Raw genomic sequence first — 17989 nt, forward strand, 5'->3', positions numbered from 1 at the left:
CGGATCAGCGACGATAGCGGATCGGGTCGCCGAGGAACGGCGACAATGTCGATCGCTCGTGCGCGGTCAGGCGCGTCGGCGATCCGGCGGCGACGTCCACGAGCACCACGACGGCCGACGACCGGGCGTAGAGCACTTGCGGATCATCGCCCAGCGGGCTGAACACCTCGAAGCAGACCTCGATGCTCGAACCGCCGATCTTGCTGATCCACAGCTGCACGTCGAGCGGCCGGTGCCCGTAGGGCACGGGACGCAGGTACTCGATCTCCTGTCGGGCGACGAGGGTCGCGCGCTCGCCGCCGCCTTCGAGCACCGTCATGTCGAAGATCGCGGTCGGGGCGGCTTCGGCATCGCCTTCGGGCAGCCAGAAGGCGCGCAGACGAGCCTCTTCGAGCAGCTTGAGCATCGATGTGTTGTTGACGTGGCCGAGCGCGTCGAGGTCTCCCCACCGCAGATGGATCGGGATGTGCACTCGGCCGAGACCGGCGGCGTCAGTCACGCGTGAGCTTGCGGTATGCCGAGCGGTTCGGCTTGGCCGCGTCGGGCCCGAGGCGCTCGATCTTGTTCTGCTCGTACGCGTCGAAGTTACCCTCGAACCAGTACCAGTTGTCCGGGTTCTCTTCGGTTCCCTCGTACGCGAGGATGTGGGTCGCGATGCGGTCGAGGAACCAGCGATCGTGCGTGATCACGACGGCGCAGCCGGGGAACTCCAGCAGCGCGTTCTCGAGCGACTGCAGCGTTTCGACATCGAGGTCGTTCGTCGGCTCGTCCAGCAGCAGGAGGTTGCCGCCCTCTTTGAGCGTGAGAGCGAGGTTGAGTCGGTTTCGCTCGCCACCCGAGAGCACGCCGGCCTTCTTCTGCTGGTCAGGGCCCTTGAACCCGAACTTCGAGACGTACGCGCGCGACGGGATCTCGATCTTTCCGACCGTGATGATGTCCAGTCCGTCGGACACGACCTCCCACAGGGTCTTGTTCGGGTCGATGTTCCCCCGCGACTGGTCGACGTAGCTGATCTTGACGGTCTCGCCGATCTTGAGCTGGCCGCCGTCGAGCGGCTCGAGGCCGACGATCGTCTTGAACAGCGTCGTCTTCCCGACGCCGTTGGGCCCGATGACGCCCACGATTCCGTTGGGCGGCAGGCTGAAGCTCAGGTTGTCGATGAGCGAGCGGCCGTCGAACCCCTTCTGCAGGTTCTTCGCCTCGATCACGACGCCGCCGAGTCGCGGGCCCGGCGGGATCTGGATCTCCTCGAAATCGAGCTTGCGCGTGCGCTCGGCCTCGGAGGCCATCTCCTCGTAACGGGCCAGGCGCGCCTTGGACTTGGCTTGGCGGCCCTTCTGGTTGGAGCGGACCCACTCCAGCTCGTCGGCGAGTCGCTTGGCGAGCTTGGCGTCCTTCTTGCCCTGCACTTCGAGCCGATCGCGCTTCTTCTCGAGGTACGTCGAGTAGTTGCCCTCGTAGCCGATGAGGCGACCGCGGTCGACCTCGGCGATCCATTCCGCCACGTTGTCGAGGAAGTAGCGATCGTGCGTGATGGCGATGACGGCGCCGGTGTACTTCTGCAGGTGCTGTTCGAGCCACAGCACGCTCTCGGCGTCGAGGTGGTTCGTCGGTTCGTCCAGCAGCAGCAGGTCGGGCTTCTGCAGCAGCAGCTTGGTCAGCGCGACCCGACGCTTCTCACCGCCGGACAGGTTCGAGACCGACGCATCGCCGGGGGGCGTGCGCAGCGCGTCCATCGCCTGCTCGAGCTGCGAGTCGAGGTCCCAGGCGTCAGCGGCGTCGATCTCCTCCTGCAGCGTGCCCATCTCGGCCAGCAGCGCGTCGAAGTCGGCATCGGGGTCGCTCATCAGCGCGGAGATCTCGTTGAACCGGTCGAGCTTCGCTTTGATCGCGATGCCGTCCTGGATGTTCTCCAGCACCGTCTTGGACTCGTCGAGTTCGGGCTCCTGCATGAGGATGCCGACCGTGAACCCGGGGCTGAGCTTCGCCTCGCCGTTGGACGGCGTGTCCAGGCCCGCCATGATCTTGAGGATCGTGGACTTTCCGGCCCCGTTTGGGCCGACCATGCCGATCTTCGCTCCGGGGAGGAACGCCATCGTCACGTCATCGAGGATCAGCTTCTCGCCGACCGCCTTGCGGGCGCGGACCATCGAGTAGATGTACTCAGCCATGCGAATCCTGCTCTCCTTGGACTGCGGACGTCAGCCCCCCAGCCTACCGGCCGTGAGCAGGTCACCAGTCGATCGGCCGCGTGCGCCCGATGAGGCATCCGCCTTCGGCCAGTGCGTCGACGACCGTGGCGACGGGATCGCCGGTCGCGGGACCGACCTGCCCGATGAGACATTCGGATCCCCACAGCACCGAGAACTGCAGGCTCTCGGCGCGGTGCCCGACGGTCGAGAGGTCCTCCGTGACCTCCATCGCCGCCCTGTCGAATCCGGCCGCGGTGAGCGCGTCGATGTAGGCGCGGCCCGCGTCGTTGTGCTCCCCCGCCCACACGGCCTCGACGACCTGGCGGAAGATCGGCAGATTGTCCGAGGCTGTGCCGTCGGGAAGGAACACGACCGCGTCGGGCGTCGGCGTCTCGGTCGGTGTCGGGGGCGCACTCCCCGTCGCCGACTCAACCGGGCCGGGGGCGGTGTCGGTGCATCCGCTCAGCACCAGCAGACCGGCGCATACCGCGGCAGCTGTCGCCGTCGCACGGCGGACTCGAACAGAGTCCTTCTGAGTGGATCGGGGCACCGGAACAGTCTAGAGGCGCCGTCCCCGGCGGCCGTCGGCGGCTCAGTAGGGCACCTCTTCGAGGGATTCCGCGGTGTCTCCCGCCGGGACGGTGACCAGCGGCCAGCCCGCGTCGACGGCGTCGTCCGTGCGCGGAACGGACGGATTCTCCCATTCGCGCGATGGCGACGACGGTGCGCCGCCGGCGTGGGCCGCCTTCTCGAACGTCGTCGTCCCCCAGCGCAGATCGTGACCGATCGCCTCGGCGTCGATCTCGGCCTCTGTCCCGTGGTTCTGCGCAGTCTCCCAGTTTCGGATGCGCAGCCTTCCCGACACAAGGACGCGCTGCCCCTTCCGCAGGGACCGCGCGGCGTTCTCGCCGAGTGATCGGAAGACCGAGACGGTGTACCAGTTGGTACCCGCGTCAGCCCATTCGCCGGTCGTCTTGTCACGACGACGTTCCCCGCACGCGATTCGGAATCGCGTGTAGGGGACGCCGCCCGATGTGCTTCGCTGCTCCGGATCCGTCGCGATGTTCCCCGCGACCGTGATGGTCGTTCCGTTCATTTCTTCTCCTCTGCTCGGAGCCTTGATCGGTTGGCTCGCAGTGGTACCGGCGTGCCCGGCCGGCACCACTGCTGTCCCACCTTGGTCCGCGCGATCCGCATCCTCCGCGCGGCCGCCGGATCTGGGGAGAGAACGGCGAGCGTCCCCACCTGGGGAGGAACCGGACCGCCGCGGCGATGTCCGTGGTCGCATCTATGTTCGACGGAGGAAGGGAGAGCACATGTCCATCCAGCTCCACCCACCGGTCGCGGTCGCTCCGCGTCCGCGTCGGACCACCCCGCTCCGACTCGCATCCGCCGCGCCCGCGCTCTGGCGCGTCCTCGATCCGACGGGCCGCGTCATCGGTCACGTCCAGGCACGGAACAGTACGGGGGGCACTCGCTACCGTGCGCGTCGGTTCCACGCCGGCTCGCGCGCCTTCCGCGACCTCGGTGACTTCTGGTCGATAGACGACGCCCTGGACTGCCTGCGCTACACGCGCTGACCGCTCCGGGCGTACGAATATGGGGTTGGATGGTGCTTGTGCCACGCCGCGTCATCCAACTGCTCATCGGGCTGCTGCTCTACGGTGCCGGGTGCGCGCTCACCGTTCAGGCGGGCTTGGGTGTCGACCCGTGGACCGTCCTGGCCGAAGGCATCTCGATCCACACCGGCGTCGGCATCGGCTGGATCACGAATCTGCTCGGTTTTCTCGTGCTGCTGCTGTGGATCCCGCTGCGTCAGAAGCCGGGGGTCGGCACGATCGCGAACATCCTCGTCGTCGGCACCAGCATGCAGGCGGTCCTCACCGTCGTCCCGCCGATCGAGGGGCTGCTCGCGCAGATCGCCGTCCTGCTCGCCGGCATCCTGCTCGTGGCGCTCGCGTCGGGGCTGTACATCGGCGCCCACTTCGGACCGGGTCCGCGCGACGGTCTGATGACCGGCATGCACACGCGGCTGCGCTGGCCCATCTGGGTGTGCCGCGCCGCCGTTGAACTCACGGTGCTGTTCGTGGGGTGGCTGCTGGGCGGCACGGTCGGGCTCGGGACGGTCCTGTTCGCCGTTCTCATCGGCCCCCTCGTGCATGTCGCCCTTCCGCTGCTGGACACCCGTCGCCCGGCCCGCGGCACGCGGGCGACCACCACGCTCACAGCAGACGAGGCGCTTCCTCCTTCGCCCTGAGCGCCGCTCAGTGCTCGAGGAACTTCGGCCAGTCACTCCCCGGTGCCATCCGGGCGTGCAGCGCCTGCTTCGCCACATCCATCGAAGGGTATGTTCCGGCGGCAGCGGGCGCTCCGGCCATCGTGACGGTGTACCCCTCGTCGGATTTGCGGATGCTGCCGACCACTCCGCCAGCACCGTATGCGACCCACAATGCGTGTGATGTCTCGGTCGTGCTCATCATCGAACTCCTTCCGATGCACCAGACGCTACGCCGCCCGCGGGGAAAGAACCAGCGCATCCGCCGATTCCCGGCCGCTGTGAGCGGCCGCTACCCTTGATGACGTTGACCCCCAGTAGCTCAGTGGATAGAGCAGCGGCCTTCTAATCCGCCGGTCAGGTGTTCGAATCACCTCTGGGGGGCCGAAATCGCGTGTCCGTCCCGTCATTAGGATGGGTCCCATGGTGGGTGCCTCTGAGAATGACCGGCTTGTCTGGATCGATTGCGAAATGACCGGTCTCGATCTCGAGGTCGATGAACTCGTCGAGATCGCGATCGTCGTGACGGACTTCGAGTTGCGACCCCTCGACGGGGGCTTCCACATCGTCATCAAGCCCGATGCCTCGGCGCTCGAGCACATGAACGACTTCGTCACCGCGATGCACGAGAAGTCGGGCCTGCTCTCCGAGATCCCCGGCGGCGTCTCCGTCGCCGACGCGGAGTTCCAGGCTCTCGAATACATCCAGCGGTTCGTGCCGCAGCAGGGCAAAGCGCCCCTCGCCGGCAATACGATCGGCACCGACCGCATGTTCCTCGCGAAGTACATGCCCCGAGTCGATCGATGGCTGCACTACCGCAACGTCGACGTCTCGAGCATCAAGGAGCTCTCACGACGGTGGCATCCGCGCGCATACATCCACGCGCCGGCCAAGGACGGCGGTCACCGCGCCCTGGCCGACATCCTCGAATCGATTCGCGAGCTCGTCTACTATCGCCGGGCGGTGTTCGTTCCCGAGCCCGGCCCGACGAGCGACGACGCGCGTGCCGCTGCGGCCGCGGCCGTTTCGTCATTCTCGTCGGAGGTATGAGAGAATCTTCTGGTTGCTCGCGAAAGCGGGAGACATGGTGGGTATAGCTCAGTTGGTAGAGCGCGGCCTTGTGGTGGCCGATGTCGCGGGTTCGAGCCCCGTTACTCACCCCAAGAGAAGCGAGGCCATGGGGCATCGTATGGAGATGGATGCCGCGGCATTCGAGGAACTCGTCGTGGACGAGCTCGACAGGCTGCCCGATGAGATGGTCGACGGCCTCGACAATGTCGTCTTCGTCGTCGAAGATCGGCCCGAGGACGGCAGTCTCGATCTGCTCGGTCTGTACGACGGATGGGCGTTGACGGAGCGCGGCCAGTACGGCGGCGGTGAGCTCCCCGATCGGATCATCGTCTACCGCGAGCCGCATCTGATCACGTGCGAGACGCTCGACGAACTGCGCGATGAGATCCACACGACCCTCGTCCACGAGATCGCCCACTTCTACGGCATCGACGACGATCGGCTGCACGAGCTGGGGTGGGCGTGAAGACCCCGACGGTTCTGCCCGACACCGACCGCTCCCCCACGTCACAGCAGTTGGTCGACCGTCCGCGCCCGTGGCAGACGGTCGTGTGGAACGATCCGGTCAATCTGATGAGCTACGTCACGCACGTCTTCCGTGAGTACTTCGGCTATGCGCGGAGCGAGGCGGAACGGCTCATGCTCGCGGTGCACCACGACGGTCATGCGGTCGTGGCCGAGGGGGCGCGCGAGCAGATGGAGCTGCATACGCAGGCCATGCACGACTACGGCCTGTGGGCCACGATCCGGGAGGCACCATGACCGAACGGACGATCGTTCTCGAACTCGCCCGCATCGAAGGGGCGCACCTCGCCGACCTCGTGAACCAGTTCGACCGGCTGCTCGCCGAGAGCGACGTCGTCGGAGACCCCGCGCTTCGCCGCCTCGTCCCCGATGCGTACTCCGACCTGGAGGCAGCGAGAGAGTTCCGCTCGCTCACCGAACGCGAACTGCTCGCCCGGCGCTCCGAGGACGCGACGGTCGTCCTCGCCTCTCTCGCCGCGATCGGCGAGCTGCCGGAGGATCCGGAGGATCCTCGCCTCGTCGAAGCCGTCGAGCTCCGCCTCGATCCCGACGAGGCGCGCGCATGGCTGCGTACGCTGTCGGCGGTGCGCCTCGTGCTCGCGACGCGCCTCGACATCAGCGACGAAGACGACCACCACCCCGAGGATCCGCGATTCGGCATCTACGATTGGCTCGGCTACCGACTCGACGGGCTCGTCCGCGCCGTCGACGGGGGCTGAGCGGTCAGGGAATCTCGACGCGGACTGTCGCGAGCGCGGCCGGGTCGTTGCGTTCGATGTGGGCCTGCTCCTGCTTCGCCCATCGATCCCAGTGCGGCCGGTAGCTGTCACCGTCGCGCTCGAGCGCCCGTCGACGGCGTGATGCCGAGGGCGATTCGCACCACACGCGGACATCGGCAAGGAGCGCCGTTCCGGGCATGAGGATGCCGGCGCCCTCGATGATGAGCGGAAGGGCCGGGTCGACGGCATGGGCTTCGGCCTCACGCTCTTCGTGCCAGTCCCACCGGTTCCAGGTCCCGATCGTGCCCCGCGCGTGCGGGCGCAGGATGTCGACACGTGCGCGATCGACGCCGAGCTCGAGTCCGTCCCAACCGGGATACAGCGAATCCAGCGCGACGAGCTGCACACGGCCCGCGCCCGGCCACTCCGCGGCGGTGCGCAGCGCGAGCGACGACTTGCCGGCGCCGCTGCGTCCGTCGATGAGGATGACGGGGTTGGGCGCCTCGATCGCCTCGACGGCCTGCAGGATCCGTGATGTCGCAGCGGTCAGCGCCCGGCCGACGACGTCGGTGCTACTTCTTGAGGGCGCGGATGACACGGCTGAGCGCACGCCCGGCGACGCACACGAACGGGATCGCGACCGCCAGCAGCGAAACCAGGTTCGGCTCGAAGCGCAGGTCGTCGCCCTTGCGGACATAGGCGCCCACGGGGACCGAATAGCCGCCGCCTCCGCCGCCGCCGTTCCCCTCGTCATCGGAGCCGCCGCCGAACCCGGACCACGTCAGAGCGACCGGAATGAACGTGACACCGTTGACGTCCTGGGGTTCGCCATAGGCGCTCTTCACGCCGAGCGAGACGGATTGCTTGGAGAGTTCGAGAGCGATGTTGGGCATGCCTCCACGCTACCCGCCCGCGTCGATCGTGCCCAGAGCCGGATCACGACGCCGACGGCGGTCGAGGGTGCGAGGGCTGGGAGCCGCCGTCTCGGCGCGCACCGAGCAGAGTCGCCCGCGTGATCGCGTTCCGGCCGAATTTCGTCGCGGCTCCGTCGAGTGCGCCTTCGATCCGCCGCCATCCGTCGTCGTCATCCCACAGGGCGGGTGCGCCCGAGCCCGAGGGGCTGAGCTTCTCTGCGCGCACGCCCACGAGCCGCACCGGAAGGCCCCGGTGGACACCGGCGAACAGGTCGTGAGCGGCGCTGCCGATCCGCTGCCCGACGGCCGTGGGCTCGGCGAGCGTCTGAGACCTCGTCACCGTCGTGAAGTCGGCGAAGCGCACCTTGATCGACACGGTCGACGCCTCCCATCCGTGCTGCCGCAGACGCGCACCCACGCGATCGGCGAGGCGACGCAGCTCGGCTCTCAGAATCGTCTCGTCGGCGATGTCGTCGCGGAAGGTCTCTTCGTGCCCGATGCTCTTCTCCACCCGTGTCGTGTCGATCGGGCGCGGGTCGATCCCTCGTGCGAGATGCCACAGGCGATCGCCGAGCGCCGGGCCGAGAGCGCGATCGAGCACCTCCCGCGGCTCTTCGAGCACATCGGCGACGGTTCGGATGCCGCGGCGTTCGAGCGCGTCGCCCGCCTTGGGGCCGATGCCCCACAGCGCTCGCACGGGGCGCGGCGCCAGGAACGCCGCGGTGTCGGCAGGGGTCACGATGAGCAGGCCGTCGGGCTTTGACAGGGTCGACGCCATCTTCGCGATGTGCTTCGTGGCGGCGACGCCGATCGAGCAGGTCAGGCCGGTCTCGGCGCGCACCTGGGCGCGCAGCATCCGAGCGATCGTTCCGGGACTGCCCCACAGCCTTCGCGCACCGCGCACGTCGAGGAATGCCTCGTCGATCGACAGCTGCTCGACGAGCGGTGTGACATCGCGGAAGACGCCCATGACCTGCGCGGAAAGCGCGAGGTAGCGGTCGAAGCGCGGCGGCACGACGATCGCCGTGGGACACAGCCGGAGCGCCTGCCCGACCGGCATCGCCGAGCGCACCCCGAAGCGGCGTGCTTCGTAGGACGCGCTCGAGACGACCGAGCGGCTCTCGGGTGCGCCGATGATGATCGGCTTGCCGGCGAGCGTCGGATCATCGAGCACGGCGACGGCCGCGTAGAAGGCGTCCATGTCGACATGCAGGATGCCGGTGCCGGTGTCATCCGCACCCTGCGGTGACACCATCCGCCCGCTGCCGTCGCCTCGCCCCATGCGTCCATTCTCTCCTCGGGCACCGACATCCGGTGCCCGAGGAGAATGGTCATCCTGCCGCGCGCTCGAGGATCAGCTCGCGCACCCGCGCGGCATCCGCCTGTCCTCGCATGGCCTTCATGACAGCGCCGATCACGGCACCGGCGGCCTGCACCTTGCCGTCGCGGATCTTGGCGAGCACGTCCGGCTGCGCGGCGAGCGCGTCGTCGATGGCGGCGATGAGCGCACCGTCGTCGGACACGACGGCGAGGCCGCGCGCATCGACGATCTGCTGCGGCGTACCCTCTCCCGCGATCATGCCCTCGAGCACCTGACGAGCGAGCTTGTCGGTGAGCGTGCCCGCGTCGACGAGCTTCTGCAGCTCGGCGACCGCCGCGGGCTCGACGAGCTCGGCGGGCTCTCTGCCCTCGGCGTTCGCGACGCGCGAGAGCTCGCCCGTCCACCACTTGCGCGCGGCGGCGGGAGACGCGCCGGCGGCGACCGTGGCCTCGACCTCGGCCAGGAGTCCGGCGTTGACGACGTCCTGAAGCTCGAGGTCGGTGAAGCCCCAATCGCCCTTCAGACGCCGGCGACGCACGGCCGGCGGTTCGGGCAGCGCTGCGCGCAGCTCGTCGATCAGCTCGAGCGACGGGGCGACGGGCAGCAGATCCGGCTCGGGGAAGTAGCGGTAGTCGTCGGCGTCCGACTTCGGACGACCCGGAGAGGTCGTGCCGGTGTCCTCGTGCCAGTGGCGGGTCTCCTGCGTGATCGTGCCGCCCGCCGCGAGGATCGCGGCCTGACGCTGGATCTCGTACCGGACGGCCCGCTCGACGGAGCGCATCGAGTTGACGTTCTTCGTCTCGGTGCGCGTGCCGAGCGGTGCGGCGGGCTCACCGGCCGCGACCCGGGGGCGCAGCGACACGTTCGCGTCGCAGCGCAGATTGCCCCGCTCCATGCGGGCCTCCGAGATGCCCAGCGAGATCACGATGTCGCGGATCGTCGCGACGTAGGCCTTCGCGATCTCGGGCGCGCGGTGCTCGGCGCCGAAGATCGGCTTCGTGACGATCTCGACGAGCGGCACTCCGGCGCGGTTGTAGTCCACGAGCGAGTACTCGGCGCCCTGGATGCGGCCGGTCGCCCCGCCGACGTGCGTCAGCTTGCCGGCATCCTCTTCCATGTGCGCGCGCTCGATCGGGACGGTGACGATGTCGCCGCCGGCGAGCTCGATGTCGACGGACCCCTCGAACGCGATCGGCTCGTCGTACTGCGAGATCTGGTAGTTCTTGCCCAGATCGGGGTAGAAGTAGTTCTTCCGCGCGAACCGGCTCGAGGGTGCGATCGAGCAGCCGAGTGCGAGCCCCAGGCTGATCGAGTAGCGCACGGCGGTCTCGTTGACGGTCGGCATCGCCCCCGGCAGGCCCATGTCCACGGGAGCGACGAGCGTGTTCGGCGCCGCGTCGTGGTTCGCGGAGTTCGCAGGGTTCGCCGCCGACGAGAACATCTTCGTCTCGGTGTTGAGCTCGACGTGCACTTCGAAGCCGAGCACCGGCTCGAACTGCTCAAGCGCCTTGTCGAAATCCATCAGTTTGGCCTTCGCCATCAGAGAGCACCTCCGCTCGCATCGAGGGACGGTGCTCTGTCGAGAAGCGGTCCACCCCAGGAATCCACGAGAAGCGCCTCGACGGCGGCCCCCACTCGGTACAGGCGCGCGTCCTCGCGGGTCGGGGCGAGGAACTGGATGCCGACGGGCAGGCCGTCCTCGGCCGCGAGACCGGATGGGATCGAGATGCCCGGCACGCCCGCGAGGTTCGCCGGGATCGTCGTCACGTCGTTGAGGTACATCTGCAGCGGGTCGTCGATCTTCTCACCGAGCCTGAACGCCGTCGTCGGTGCGGAGGGCGTCGCGATGACGTCGACCTGCGCGAACGCCTCGTCGAAGTCGCGCTGGATGAGGGTGCGGACCTTCTGCGCCGAGCCGTAGTAGGCGTCGTAGTAGCCGGCCGACAACGCGTACGTGCCGAGGATGACGCGGCGCTTGACCTCGTCGCCGAAGCCGGCTTCACGCGTGGCGGCCATGACCTCTTCGACCGTCGCGGATGCGTGCGGCGTGACCCGCATGCCGAAGCGCACGGAGTCGAACTTCGCGAGGTTGCTCGACGCCTCGGCGGGGAGGATCAGGTAGTAGGCGGCGACGCCGTACTCGAAGTGGGGCGCGCTGACATCGACGATCTCGGCGCCCTGCGCCTCCATCGCCGCAAGCGCCTGCCGAAACGACGCCGCGACACCCGACTGGAAGCCGCTGTCGGGAAGCTCCCGGATGACGCCGACGCGCAGCCCCTTGAGGACGTCGCCCGATGCACCTTCGCGGGCGGCATCGGCGAACGACGGCCAGGCATCCGTGAGCGACGTGGAGTCGTGGGGATCATGTCCCCCGATGACGTCGTGGAGGAGTCCGGCATCCAGCACCGTCCGCGTGACGGGCCCGACCTGGTCGAGTGAAGAGGCCAGTGCGATCGCACCGTAGCGGCTCACGCCGCCGTACGTGGGCTTCATGCCGACGGTGCCCGTCACGTGTGCGGGCTGACGGATCGATCCGCCGGTGTCGGAGCCGAGCGCGAGCGGCGTTTCGAACGCCGCGACGGCCGCGGCGGACCCTCCGCCGGATCCACCCGGGATCCGCTCGAGGTCCCAGGGGTTGCGCGTCGGTCCGTACGCGGAGTGCTCCGTCGAGGAGCCCATCGCGAACTCGTCCATGTTCGTCTTGCCGAGCGGCACGAGTCCCGCCGCGCGTGAACGCGCGACGACGGTCGCGTCGTAGGGCGACATGTAGCCCTCGAGGATGCGCGAGCCGCTCGTGGACGGCATGTCGGTCGTCACCAGGACGTCCTTGATCGCGAGCGGGACGCCCGCGACGGGTCCGAGCCGCTCCCCCGCCGCACGGCGACGGTCGATGTCGGCCGCGACATCGAGCGCGTGATCGCTGACATGCAGGAACGCGTGCACATCGCCGTCGACGGCCGCGATCCGGTCGAGGTGCGCCTGCGTCACCTCGACGCTGGACACGTCGCCCGAGGCGATCCGGGCCGCGAGGTCTGCGGCGCTCAGCCGCGTGAGGTCGCTCACTGCTCCTCCCCCAGGATCGCCGTGACGCGGAAGCGGTCGTCCGCGGCATCCGGTGCGTTCTGAAGCACCTGAGCGATCGTCAGCATGTCGCCGGGGACATCCGGGCGGAAGACGTTCTGCAGTGGAACGGGGTGACTCGTCGCGGGCACGTCGGGGGTCGCGACCTGCGACACCTTCGCGATGTTGTCGACGATGACGTCGAGCTGACCCGTGAGGCGTTCGACCTCCTCGTCGCTCAGCTGTATGCGGGCGAGCACGCCGAGATGGCGCACGAGATCTGGGGTGATTTCCGACACCCCCCTATCCTACGAGCGCGCGCGACGCGCACCCGACCGGAATATGCTGTCCCCCGTGACGACGTACAACCCGCCGCGCCCGTGGATCGCCAGCTACGCGGCGGGAGTCCCCGCCGACCTCGAGCCCGTCTCCGGCTCGCTCGTCGACATCGTCGACGCGTCGGTACGGGACTATCCGGATGCCGTCGCCCTGCAGTTCTTCGGACGCGAGACGAGCTACCGGCACCTGCACGAGCAGATCGAGCGTGCCGCGGCGGGACTCAAAGCGCAGGGGGTGCGCGCGGGCGACCCCGTCGCGATCGTGCTGCCCAACTGTCCGCAGCACATCGTCGCGTTCTACGCGATCCTGCGCCTCGGCGCCGTCGTCGTCGAGCACAACCCGCTCTACACCCCCAGAGAGCTGCGCAAGCAGTTCGAGGACCACGGCGCGAAGCACGCGATCGTGTGGTCGAAGGTCGTCGCGACGGTTCAGGAGTTCCCCGCCGACCTGTCCGTGAGCTCGATCGTCTCGGTCGACGTCACGAAGGCCATGCCGTTCGCGACGCGCCTCGCTCTGAAGCTGCCGATCGCGAAGGCCCGGGAGGCCCGGACGGCCCTCCACGAACGCGTGTCGGGCACCATCCCGTGGGAGCAGATCGTCGGAGCCGACCCGTTGCCGCCGACGCATCCGAAGCCCGGGACGGACGACCTCGCCCTCATCCAGTACACGAGCGGCACGACGGGCACCCCCAAGGGCGCCGCTCTGACGCACCGCAACCTCCTGTCCAATGCCGCGCAGGCGCGCGCCTGGGTGCCGTCCATCGTGCGGGGTCCGGGATGCGTCGTATATGCCGTGCTGCCGATGTTCCATGCCTACGGGCTGACACTGTGTCTGACCTTCGCGATGTCGATGGGTGCGCGGCTCGTGCTCTTCCCCCGTTTCGACCCCGACATGGTGCTCGAGGTCACGAAGAAGCATCCCGCGACCTTCCTGCCGCTCGTGCCTCCGATCGCCGACCGGCTGCTCGCCGCTGCGCGCGAGAAGGGCGTCTCGCTCTCGGGGACGGAGGTCGCGATCTCGGGCGCGATGGCGCTTCCGCACGAGCTCGTCGTGCCGTTCGAGGAGGCCACGGGGGGCTATCTCGTCGAGGGGTACGGCCTGAGCGAGTGCTCGCCCGTCCTCATGGCCAATCCGGTCGCCGCGAACCGCGTGCCGGGGACGGTGGGGCTTCCGCTGCCCGGCACCGAAGCGCGCGTCGTCGACCCCGACGAGCCGACCGTCGACGTGCCGCCGGGCGAGCGCGGCGAGCTGATCGTCCGCGGGCCCCAGGTGTTCCAGGGCTACTACGGCAAGCCCGAGGAGACCGAGCGGGTCTTCGCCGACGGGTGGTTCCGCACGGGGGACATCGTCCAGATCGACGAGGCCGGCTTCGTTCGCATCGTCGACCGGATCAAGGAGCTCATCATCACGGGCGGCTTCAACGTCGCTCCGACCGAGGTCGAGATCGCACTGCGCCAGCATCCGCAGGTCGAGGATGCCGCTGTCGTCGGACTGCCCAGCGAGCACTCGGGGGAAGAGGTCGTCGCGGCGATCGTGGTCGACGGCGGCGAGGACGTCGACGTGGACGCGATCCGGGAGTTCGCCCGCGGCATCCTCACGCCCTACAAGGTGCCTCGCCGTGTCTTCGTCGTCGACGAGCTGCCCAAGTCCCTCATCGGCAAGGTGCTGCGTCGGCAGGTGCGGGACCGGCTGCTCACCCTCACGTCCGGCTCCTAGTCGCAGCCGCCGCCCAGCGCCGAGACGAAGATCACTCGGACTCCATGAGCTTGTGCAATGTCTCCAGCCGTCGTGCGCGAGTATCCGCGTCCGATGCCCCTCTTCTCTCGATGGCAGAGGAGGAGACCATACCTACGACACAGGCTCGTGCCGCTACCCCGCGTCGGGGTCGAGCACGTCGAGGGCGGCGGGCCCCTGCTCGACGAGGATGCGGAACTGCGCCGCATCGATGATGCGCACGCCGAGGTCCTCCGCCTTGGCGAGCTTGGATCCGGCGCCGGGGCCCGCCGCGACGAAGTCGGTCTTCTTCGAGACACTCGACGCGGCCTTGCCACCCGCCGCGATGATCGCTTCCTGAGCGCCTTCGCGCGTGAAGCCGTCGAGCGATCCCGTCGCGACGACCGTGAGCCCCTCGAGCACACCGCCCGCCGAGACCGCACCCGGGCCCGGATGACCCGGCGTCGCCCACCGGACACCCGCATCCGACCACTGCCGCACGATCTCCCGGTGCCAGTCGACGGCGAACCAGTCTCGCAGCGACACCGCGATGATGTCGCCCACGCCCTCCACCGCGGCGAGATCCTCAAGGCTCGCGTCACGGATCGCGTCGAGCGACCCGAACCACTGCGCGAGCGCACGGGCGGCGACAGGGCCGACGTGACGGATGTTCAGAGATACGAGGAGCCGCCACAGCTCTTTCGTCTTCGCCTTTTCGAGTTCGGCGAGCAGCTTGAGCGCGGCTTCCGACGGGAGGACTTCTCGGTGGTCCTTGCGGATGCCCGCGCGACGCCGGGCTGCGGCATCCAGCTGTTCGCTCCCTGGCGGATACTGCGCAGGCCCGAGCTTCTGAAACGGCGTGCGCCGCACGGGCTCGCCCGTAGTCTCGTCGATCTTCGGCTGGCCCGTCTCGGCGTCGCGAACGATCACGGAGATCGGCACGAGGTCTTCGAGCGTCAGCGAGAACAGACCGGCCTCGGTCACAAGCGGTGCGACGGCCGGAGGCTCCGCCTGCGTGAGCGCGGCGGCCGTCACTTCGCCGAGGACCTCGATGTCGAGTGCGCCGCGCGACCCGATGTGCTCGACGCGACCGCGCACCTGGGCCGGGCACGATCTCGTGTTCGGGCAGCGCAGGTCGATGTCGCCTTCCTTCGCGGGGGCGAGCAGCGACCCGCACTCGGGGCACCGCTCGGGCATGACGAACTCGCGCTCCGTGCCGTCCCGCAGCTCGACGACGGGCCCGAGCACTTCGGGGATGACGTCGCCCGCCTTGCGCAGCACGACGGTGTCGCCGATCAGCACGCCCTTGGCACGCACGACGTCCTTGTTGTGGAGCGTCGCCTGACGCACGACCGATCCCGCGACGTGCGCGGGCGCCATGACGGCGAACGGTGTGGCGCGTCCCGTGCGGCCCACTGAGACGACGATGTCGAGGAGTGTGGTCTGGACTTCTTCGGGCGGGTATTTGTAGGCGATGGCCCAGCGCGGTGCGCGGCTCGTCGCGCCGAGCTCGGCATGATCGGCGAGGTTGTCGACCTTGACGACGATGCCGTCGAGTTCGTGCTCGATATCGTGACGGTGCTCGCCGTAGTGGGCGACGAAGTCGGCGACCTCGTCGATGCTGTCGCACACCTTCGTGCGCGGACTGGTGGGGAGCCCCCAAGCGGCGAGGAGTCCGTAGACCTCGCTCTGCGTCGCAACCGGCGGTTCCGACCACGCCCCGATGCCGTGGACATAGAGCCGGAGGGACTCGATCCGGATGATGCCGGCTTCGAGTTCGAGCCCTTCCTTCTTGCCGAGCTGCTGCCGCAGACCGCCGCTGGCCGCATTGCGCGGATTCGCGAAGGAAGGGAAGCGTCGGGCCGCTGCGATGCGTGCCTTCTCCTCGTCGAACGGCTTCTTCGCGGTCGTGCGGGCGTCCCACCGTGCGAGCGACTCGGCGAATGCCCGCTCGCGGAAGTCAGCCTGCGCCGCGTTGAGCTTCTCGAAGGCGGCAACCGGGATGAAGACCTCGCCGCGCACTTCGACGATCGGCGGATGCCCGGTGCCCGTCAGCCGCGCGGGTATCCCCGTGACCTTCACCGCGTTCTCGGTGACGATCTCGCCGACGCGTCCGTCACCGCGTGTGGCCGCCGATGTGAGCACTCCGTCCTCGTAGCGCAGGTTGATCGCGAGTCCGTCGATCTTGAGCTCGGTGAGCCACGCGACCTCGCGACCGACCGCCGCTTGGGTCTTGCCGGCCCACTCCCGCAGCTCATCGATCGAGAACACGTTGTCGAGGCTGAGCATGCGCTCGGCGTGCTCGATCGTGTCGAGGCCCGTCGATTCAGCGGCACCGACCATCTGCGTGGGTGAGTCCTGCCCCTGCAGCTCGGGATAGAGCCGCTCGAGCTCGGTGAGGCTCCGCATCCACCCGTCGTACGTGGCGTCATCGACGATCGACGTGTCGCGCCCGTAATAGGCGTCCTTCGCATCGAGGATGAGCCCCGTCAGGCGCTCAGCCTCAGCCCGGGCGTCTTCTCGCGAGATGTTCTCCGACACGTCCGCAAGTCTACGAGCGGGCTCCGACGCGAACGGAATGCTCAGAACCGCCGGTCAGGCCGTTCTCACCGGTGCAGCCCACGACGCGGCCGGAAGACCTGTCCGATGCCCTGCCCGATCCCGTCCATGCCCCGTGTCGTCGGTGACATCGAGGATCGGCCCTCTCACCCCGCGACGGGCACGGCGGACTCGGCCCGGTCGATCGTGAACTGACCGATGACGCGGGTGCCGTCGTAGAGCACGGCGGTCTGGCCGGTGGCGACGCCGTCGAACGGGGTCTCGGGGGTGACCGTCAGACCGGAGTCGTCGAGTACCGCGACAGCCGGCACGGGGTCGGCATGGGCGCGGATCTGCACGTGGCAGGGGAACTCCCCCGCGGCCTGCGGGCGACCCGCCCACGTGTACCGGTCGCCGCCGATGCGCGCGGTCGCGAGGGCTTCCTTCGGTCCGACCACAACGGTGTTCGAGACGGGCCTGACCTCCAGGACGAACCGCGGCTTGCCGTCGGGTGCGGGCACACCGAGCTTGAGGCCTCGCCGCTGCCCGACCGTGAAGGCGTGCGCACCGTCATGCGAACCGACGACGGCACCTTCGCGGTCCACGATCTCGCCGGTCTCGGCGCCGACGCGCTCGGCGAGCCAGCCGCGCGTATCGCCGTCGGGGATGAAGCAGATGTCATGGCTGTCGGGCTTCTGCGCGACCGTGAGCCCACGCGCCTCCGCTTCGGCGCGCACGAGCGCCTTCGACGGAGTGGCGCCGAGCGGGAAGTACGTGTGCGCGAGCTGCTGGGCCGTCAGCACCCCGAGCACATACGACTGATCCTTCGCCGCATCCGATGCCCGGTGCAGCTCGAGGCCGTCGGCACCGTCGACGAGCGTCGCGTAGTGGCCGGTGCACACGGCGTCGAAGCCGAGCTCGAGCGCGCGCTCGAGGAGGGCGGCGAACTTGATCTTCTCGTTGCAGCGCATGCACGGGTTCGGTGTGCGACCGGCGCGGTACTCGGACACGAAGTCCTCGATGACGTCATCGCGGAAGCGCTCCGAGAAGTCCCACACGTAGAACGGGATGCCGAGCCGGTCGGCCGCGCGGCGCGCGTCCATGGCGTCCTCGATCGTGCAGCAGCCGCGGCTTCCCGTGCGCAGTGTGCCGCCGACTCGCGAGAGCGCGAGATGCACCCCGACGACCTCGTGGCCTGCCTCGACGGCGCGCGCGGTCGCGACGGCGGAGTCCACACCGCCGCTCATCGCCGCCAGAATTCGCATCGTTCCAGTGTAAGAGCTCGCCGATCGGTGTTCGCTGAGATCAGGAGATCCAACGTG

20 protein-coding genes and 2 tRNA genes are annotated in these 17989 nt (G+C 68.7%); 9 read left to right on the forward strand and 13 right to left on the reverse strand.

Going from position 1 to position 17989, the window contains the following annotated elements:
- Positions 1–4: 4 nt before the first annotated feature.
- The 4 genes from ACWICD_RS03185 to ACWICD_RS03200 form a co-directional block, all read right to left on the reverse strand.
- Positions 5–499, reverse strand: coding sequence for an acyl-CoA thioesterase (locus ACWICD_RS03185; protein WP_376127539.1), 495 nt, complete (start codon positions 497–499; stop codon positions 5–7).
- A complete protein-coding gene (gene ettA / locus ACWICD_RS03190; RefSeq protein WP_376127540.1) occupies positions 492–2171 on the reverse strand; it encodes an energy-dependent translational throttle protein EttA in 1680 nt (559 codons plus the stop codon). The genes ACWICD_RS03185 and ettA overlap by 8 nt, the downstream gene beginning before the upstream one ends.
- Positions 2172–2232: 61 nt before the next feature.
- A complete protein-coding gene (locus ACWICD_RS03195) occupies positions 2233–2742 on the reverse strand; it encodes a DUF6993 domain-containing protein (protein ID WP_454139244.1) in 510 nt (169 codons plus the stop codon).
- Between the two features lie 42 nt (positions 2743–2784).
- Positions 2785–3288 (reverse strand): single-stranded DNA-binding protein, encoded by a 504-nt coding sequence (locus ACWICD_RS03200; RefSeq protein WP_454139245.1) that lies wholly within the window; start codon positions 3286–3288, stop codon positions 2785–2787.
- A 220-nt stretch (positions 3289–3508) separates the two neighbouring features.
- On the opposite strand from ACWICD_RS03200, the gene ACWICD_RS03205 reads away from it, so the two are divergent.
- Both ACWICD_RS03205 and yczE read left to right on the forward strand, forming a co-directional pair.
- Entirely contained in the window at positions 3509–3772 is a 264-nt protein-coding gene (locus ACWICD_RS03205) for a hypothetical protein (RefSeq protein ID WP_454139246.1), read from the forward strand.
- A 38-nt stretch (positions 3773–3810) separates the two neighbouring features.
- A complete protein-coding gene (gene yczE, locus ACWICD_RS03210) occupies positions 3811–4449 on the forward strand; it encodes a membrane protein YczE (protein ID WP_376127646.1) in 639 nt (212 codons plus the stop codon).
- Positions 4450–4456: 7 nt separating this feature from the next.
- Here the strand turns inward: yczE and ACWICD_RS03215 are convergent, their stop codons facing one another.
- Positions 4457–4669, reverse strand: a complete 213-nt coding sequence (locus tag ACWICD_RS03215) for a methyltransferase (RefSeq protein WP_376127548.1) — start codon at positions 4667–4669, stop codon at positions 4457–4459.
- Positions 4670–4778: 109 nt separating this feature from the next.
- Between ACWICD_RS03215 and ACWICD_RS03220 the strand changes: the two genes are divergently transcribed.
- From ACWICD_RS03220 to ACWICD_RS03245, 6 genes are all read left to right on the forward strand, one after another.
- Positions 4779–4851, forward strand: a tRNA-Arg gene (locus tag ACWICD_RS03220).
- Positions 4852–4890: 39 nt separating this feature from the next.
- Positions 4891–5517: an oligoribonuclease gene (orn, locus tag ACWICD_RS03225; protein ID WP_454139247.1), complete on the forward strand. Its 627-nt coding sequence runs from the start codon at positions 4891–4893 to the stop codon at positions 5515–5517.
- A 37-nt stretch (positions 5518–5554) separates the two neighbouring features.
- Positions 5555–5630: transfer RNA gene (locus tag ACWICD_RS03230), tRNA-His, on the forward strand.
- A 26-nt stretch (positions 5631–5656) separates the two neighbouring features.
- Positions 5657–6004: a metallopeptidase family protein gene (locus tag ACWICD_RS03235; protein ID WP_376127648.1), complete on the forward strand. Its 348-nt coding sequence runs from the start codon at positions 5657–5659 to the stop codon at positions 6002–6004.
- Positions 6005–6018: 14 nt separating this feature from the next.
- Positions 6019–6300 carry an ATP-dependent Clp protease adapter ClpS gene (clpS, locus tag ACWICD_RS03240; protein WP_376127650.1) on the forward strand — a complete coding sequence of 94 codons (282 nt, stop codon included), beginning with the start codon at positions 6019–6021 and terminating at the stop codon, positions 6298–6300.
- A complete protein-coding gene (locus ACWICD_RS03245) occupies positions 6297–6782 on the forward strand; it encodes a DUF2017 family protein (protein WP_454139248.1) in 486 nt (161 codons plus the stop codon). Before clpS ends, ACWICD_RS03245 begins: the two co-directional genes overlap by 4 nt.
- A 4-nt stretch (positions 6783–6786) precedes the next feature.
- Here the strand turns inward: ACWICD_RS03245 and ACWICD_RS03250 are convergent, their stop codons facing one another.
- The 6 genes from ACWICD_RS03250 to gatC are packed head-to-tail and all read right to left on the reverse strand — an operon-like array spanning position 6787 to position 12376.
- The gene (locus ACWICD_RS03250) at positions 6787–7380 is read right to left on the reverse strand and encodes a hypothetical protein (protein ID WP_454139249.1); all 594 of its coding nucleotides are present in this window, start codon (positions 7378–7380) and stop codon (positions 6787–6789) included.
- Complete coding sequence (locus ACWICD_RS03255; RefSeq protein ID WP_376127554.1) at positions 7355–7675, reverse strand: hypothetical protein; 321 nt, start codon at positions 7673–7675, stop codon at positions 7355–7357. Before ACWICD_RS03255 ends, ACWICD_RS03250 begins: the two co-directional genes overlap by 26 nt.
- 43 nt (positions 7676–7718) lie before the next feature.
- Positions 7719–8978, reverse strand: a complete 1260-nt coding sequence (dinB, locus tag ACWICD_RS03260) for a DNA polymerase IV (RefSeq protein WP_454139250.1) — start codon at positions 8976–8978, stop codon at positions 7719–7721.
- Positions 8979–9027: 49 nt separating this feature from the next.
- Positions 9028–10557 carry an Asp-tRNA(Asn)/Glu-tRNA(Gln) amidotransferase subunit GatB gene (gatB, locus tag ACWICD_RS03265; RefSeq protein ID WP_454139251.1) on the reverse strand — a complete coding sequence of 510 codons (1530 nt, stop codon included), beginning with the start codon at positions 10555–10557 and terminating at the stop codon, positions 9028–9030.
- Positions 10557–12080: an Asp-tRNA(Asn)/Glu-tRNA(Gln) amidotransferase subunit GatA gene (gatA, locus tag ACWICD_RS03270; RefSeq protein WP_376127560.1), complete on the reverse strand. Its 1524-nt coding sequence runs from the start codon at positions 12078–12080 to the stop codon at positions 10557–10559. Before gatA ends, gatB begins: the two co-directional genes overlap by 1 nt.
- The gene (gene gatC, locus ACWICD_RS03275) at positions 12077–12376 is read right to left on the reverse strand and encodes an Asp-tRNA(Asn)/Glu-tRNA(Gln) amidotransferase subunit GatC (RefSeq protein ID WP_454139252.1); all 300 of its coding nucleotides are present in this window, start codon (positions 12374–12376) and stop codon (positions 12077–12079) included. Before gatC ends, gatA begins: the two co-directional genes overlap by 4 nt.
- A 43-nt stretch (positions 12377–12419) precedes the next feature.
- Between gatC and ACWICD_RS03280 the strand changes: the two genes are divergently transcribed.
- On the forward strand, positions 12420–14132 hold the full coding sequence (locus tag ACWICD_RS03280; protein WP_454139253.1) for a long-chain-fatty-acid--CoA ligase: 1713 nt from the start codon (positions 12420–12422) through the stop codon (positions 14130–14132).
- A gap of 153 nt (positions 14133–14285) precedes the next feature.
- Here the strand turns inward: ACWICD_RS03280 and ligA are convergent, their stop codons facing one another.
- Both ligA and mnmA read right to left on the reverse strand, forming a co-directional pair.
- Positions 14286–16670 (reverse strand): NAD-dependent DNA ligase LigA, encoded by a 2385-nt coding sequence (gene ligA, locus ACWICD_RS03285; protein WP_454139254.1) that lies wholly within the window; start codon positions 16668–16670, stop codon positions 14286–14288.
- A gap of 164 nt (positions 16671–16834) precedes the next feature.
- Positions 16835–17932: a tRNA 2-thiouridine(34) synthase MnmA gene (gene mnmA / locus ACWICD_RS03290; protein ID WP_454139255.1), complete on the reverse strand. Its 1098-nt coding sequence runs from the start codon at positions 17930–17932 to the stop codon at positions 16835–16837.
- Positions 17933–17989: the final 57 nt, after the last annotated feature.

The organism is Microbacterium sp. NPDC055357, assembly GCF_053644835.1.

Bases quoted from the DNA above. Each gene is read 5' to 3' on its own strand.
- ettA (WP_376127540.1), bottom strand. From the start codon at position 2,171: ATGGCTGAGTACATCTACTCGATGGTCCGCGCCCGCAAGGCGGTCGGC.
- ACWICD_RS03200 (WP_454139245.1), bottom strand. From the start codon at position 3,288: ATGAACGGAACGACCATCACGGTCGCGGGGAACATCGCGACGGATCCG.
- ACWICD_RS03205 (WP_454139246.1), top strand. From the start codon at position 3,509: ATGTCCATCCAGCTCCACCCACCGGTCGCGGTCGCTCCGCGTCCGCGT.
- ACWICD_RS03215 (WP_376127548.1), bottom strand. From the start codon at position 4,669: ATGAGCACGACCGAGACATCACACGCATTGTGGGTCGCATACGGTGCT.
- orn (WP_454139247.1), top strand. From the start codon at position 4,891: ATGGTGGGTGCCTCTGAGAATGACCGGCTTGTCTGGATCGATTGCGAA.
- ACWICD_RS03235 (WP_376127648.1), top strand. From the start codon at position 5,657: ATGGAGATGGATGCCGCGGCATTCGAGGAACTCGTCGTGGACGAGCTC.
- ACWICD_RS03245 (WP_454139248.1), top strand. From the start codon at position 6,297: ATGACCGAACGGACGATCGTTCTCGAACTCGCCCGCATCGAAGGGGCG.
- ACWICD_RS03255 (WP_376127554.1), bottom strand. From the start codon at position 7,675: ATGCCCAACATCGCTCTCGAACTCTCCAAGCAATCCGTCTCGCTCGGC.
- dinB (WP_454139250.1), bottom strand. From the start codon at position 8,978: ATGGGGCGAGGCGACGGCAGCGGGCGGATGGTGTCACCGCAGGGTGCG.
- gatB (WP_454139251.1), bottom strand. From the start codon at position 10,557: ATGGCGAAGGCCAAACTGATGGATTTCGACAAGGCGCTTGAGCAGTTC.
- ACWICD_RS03280 (WP_454139253.1), top strand. From the start codon at position 12,420: ATGCTGTCCCCCGTGACGACGTACAACCCGCCGCGCCCGTGGATCGCC.
- mnmA (WP_454139255.1), bottom strand. From the start codon at position 17,932: ATGCGAATTCTGGCGGCGATGAGCGGCGGTGTGGACTCCGCCGTCGCG.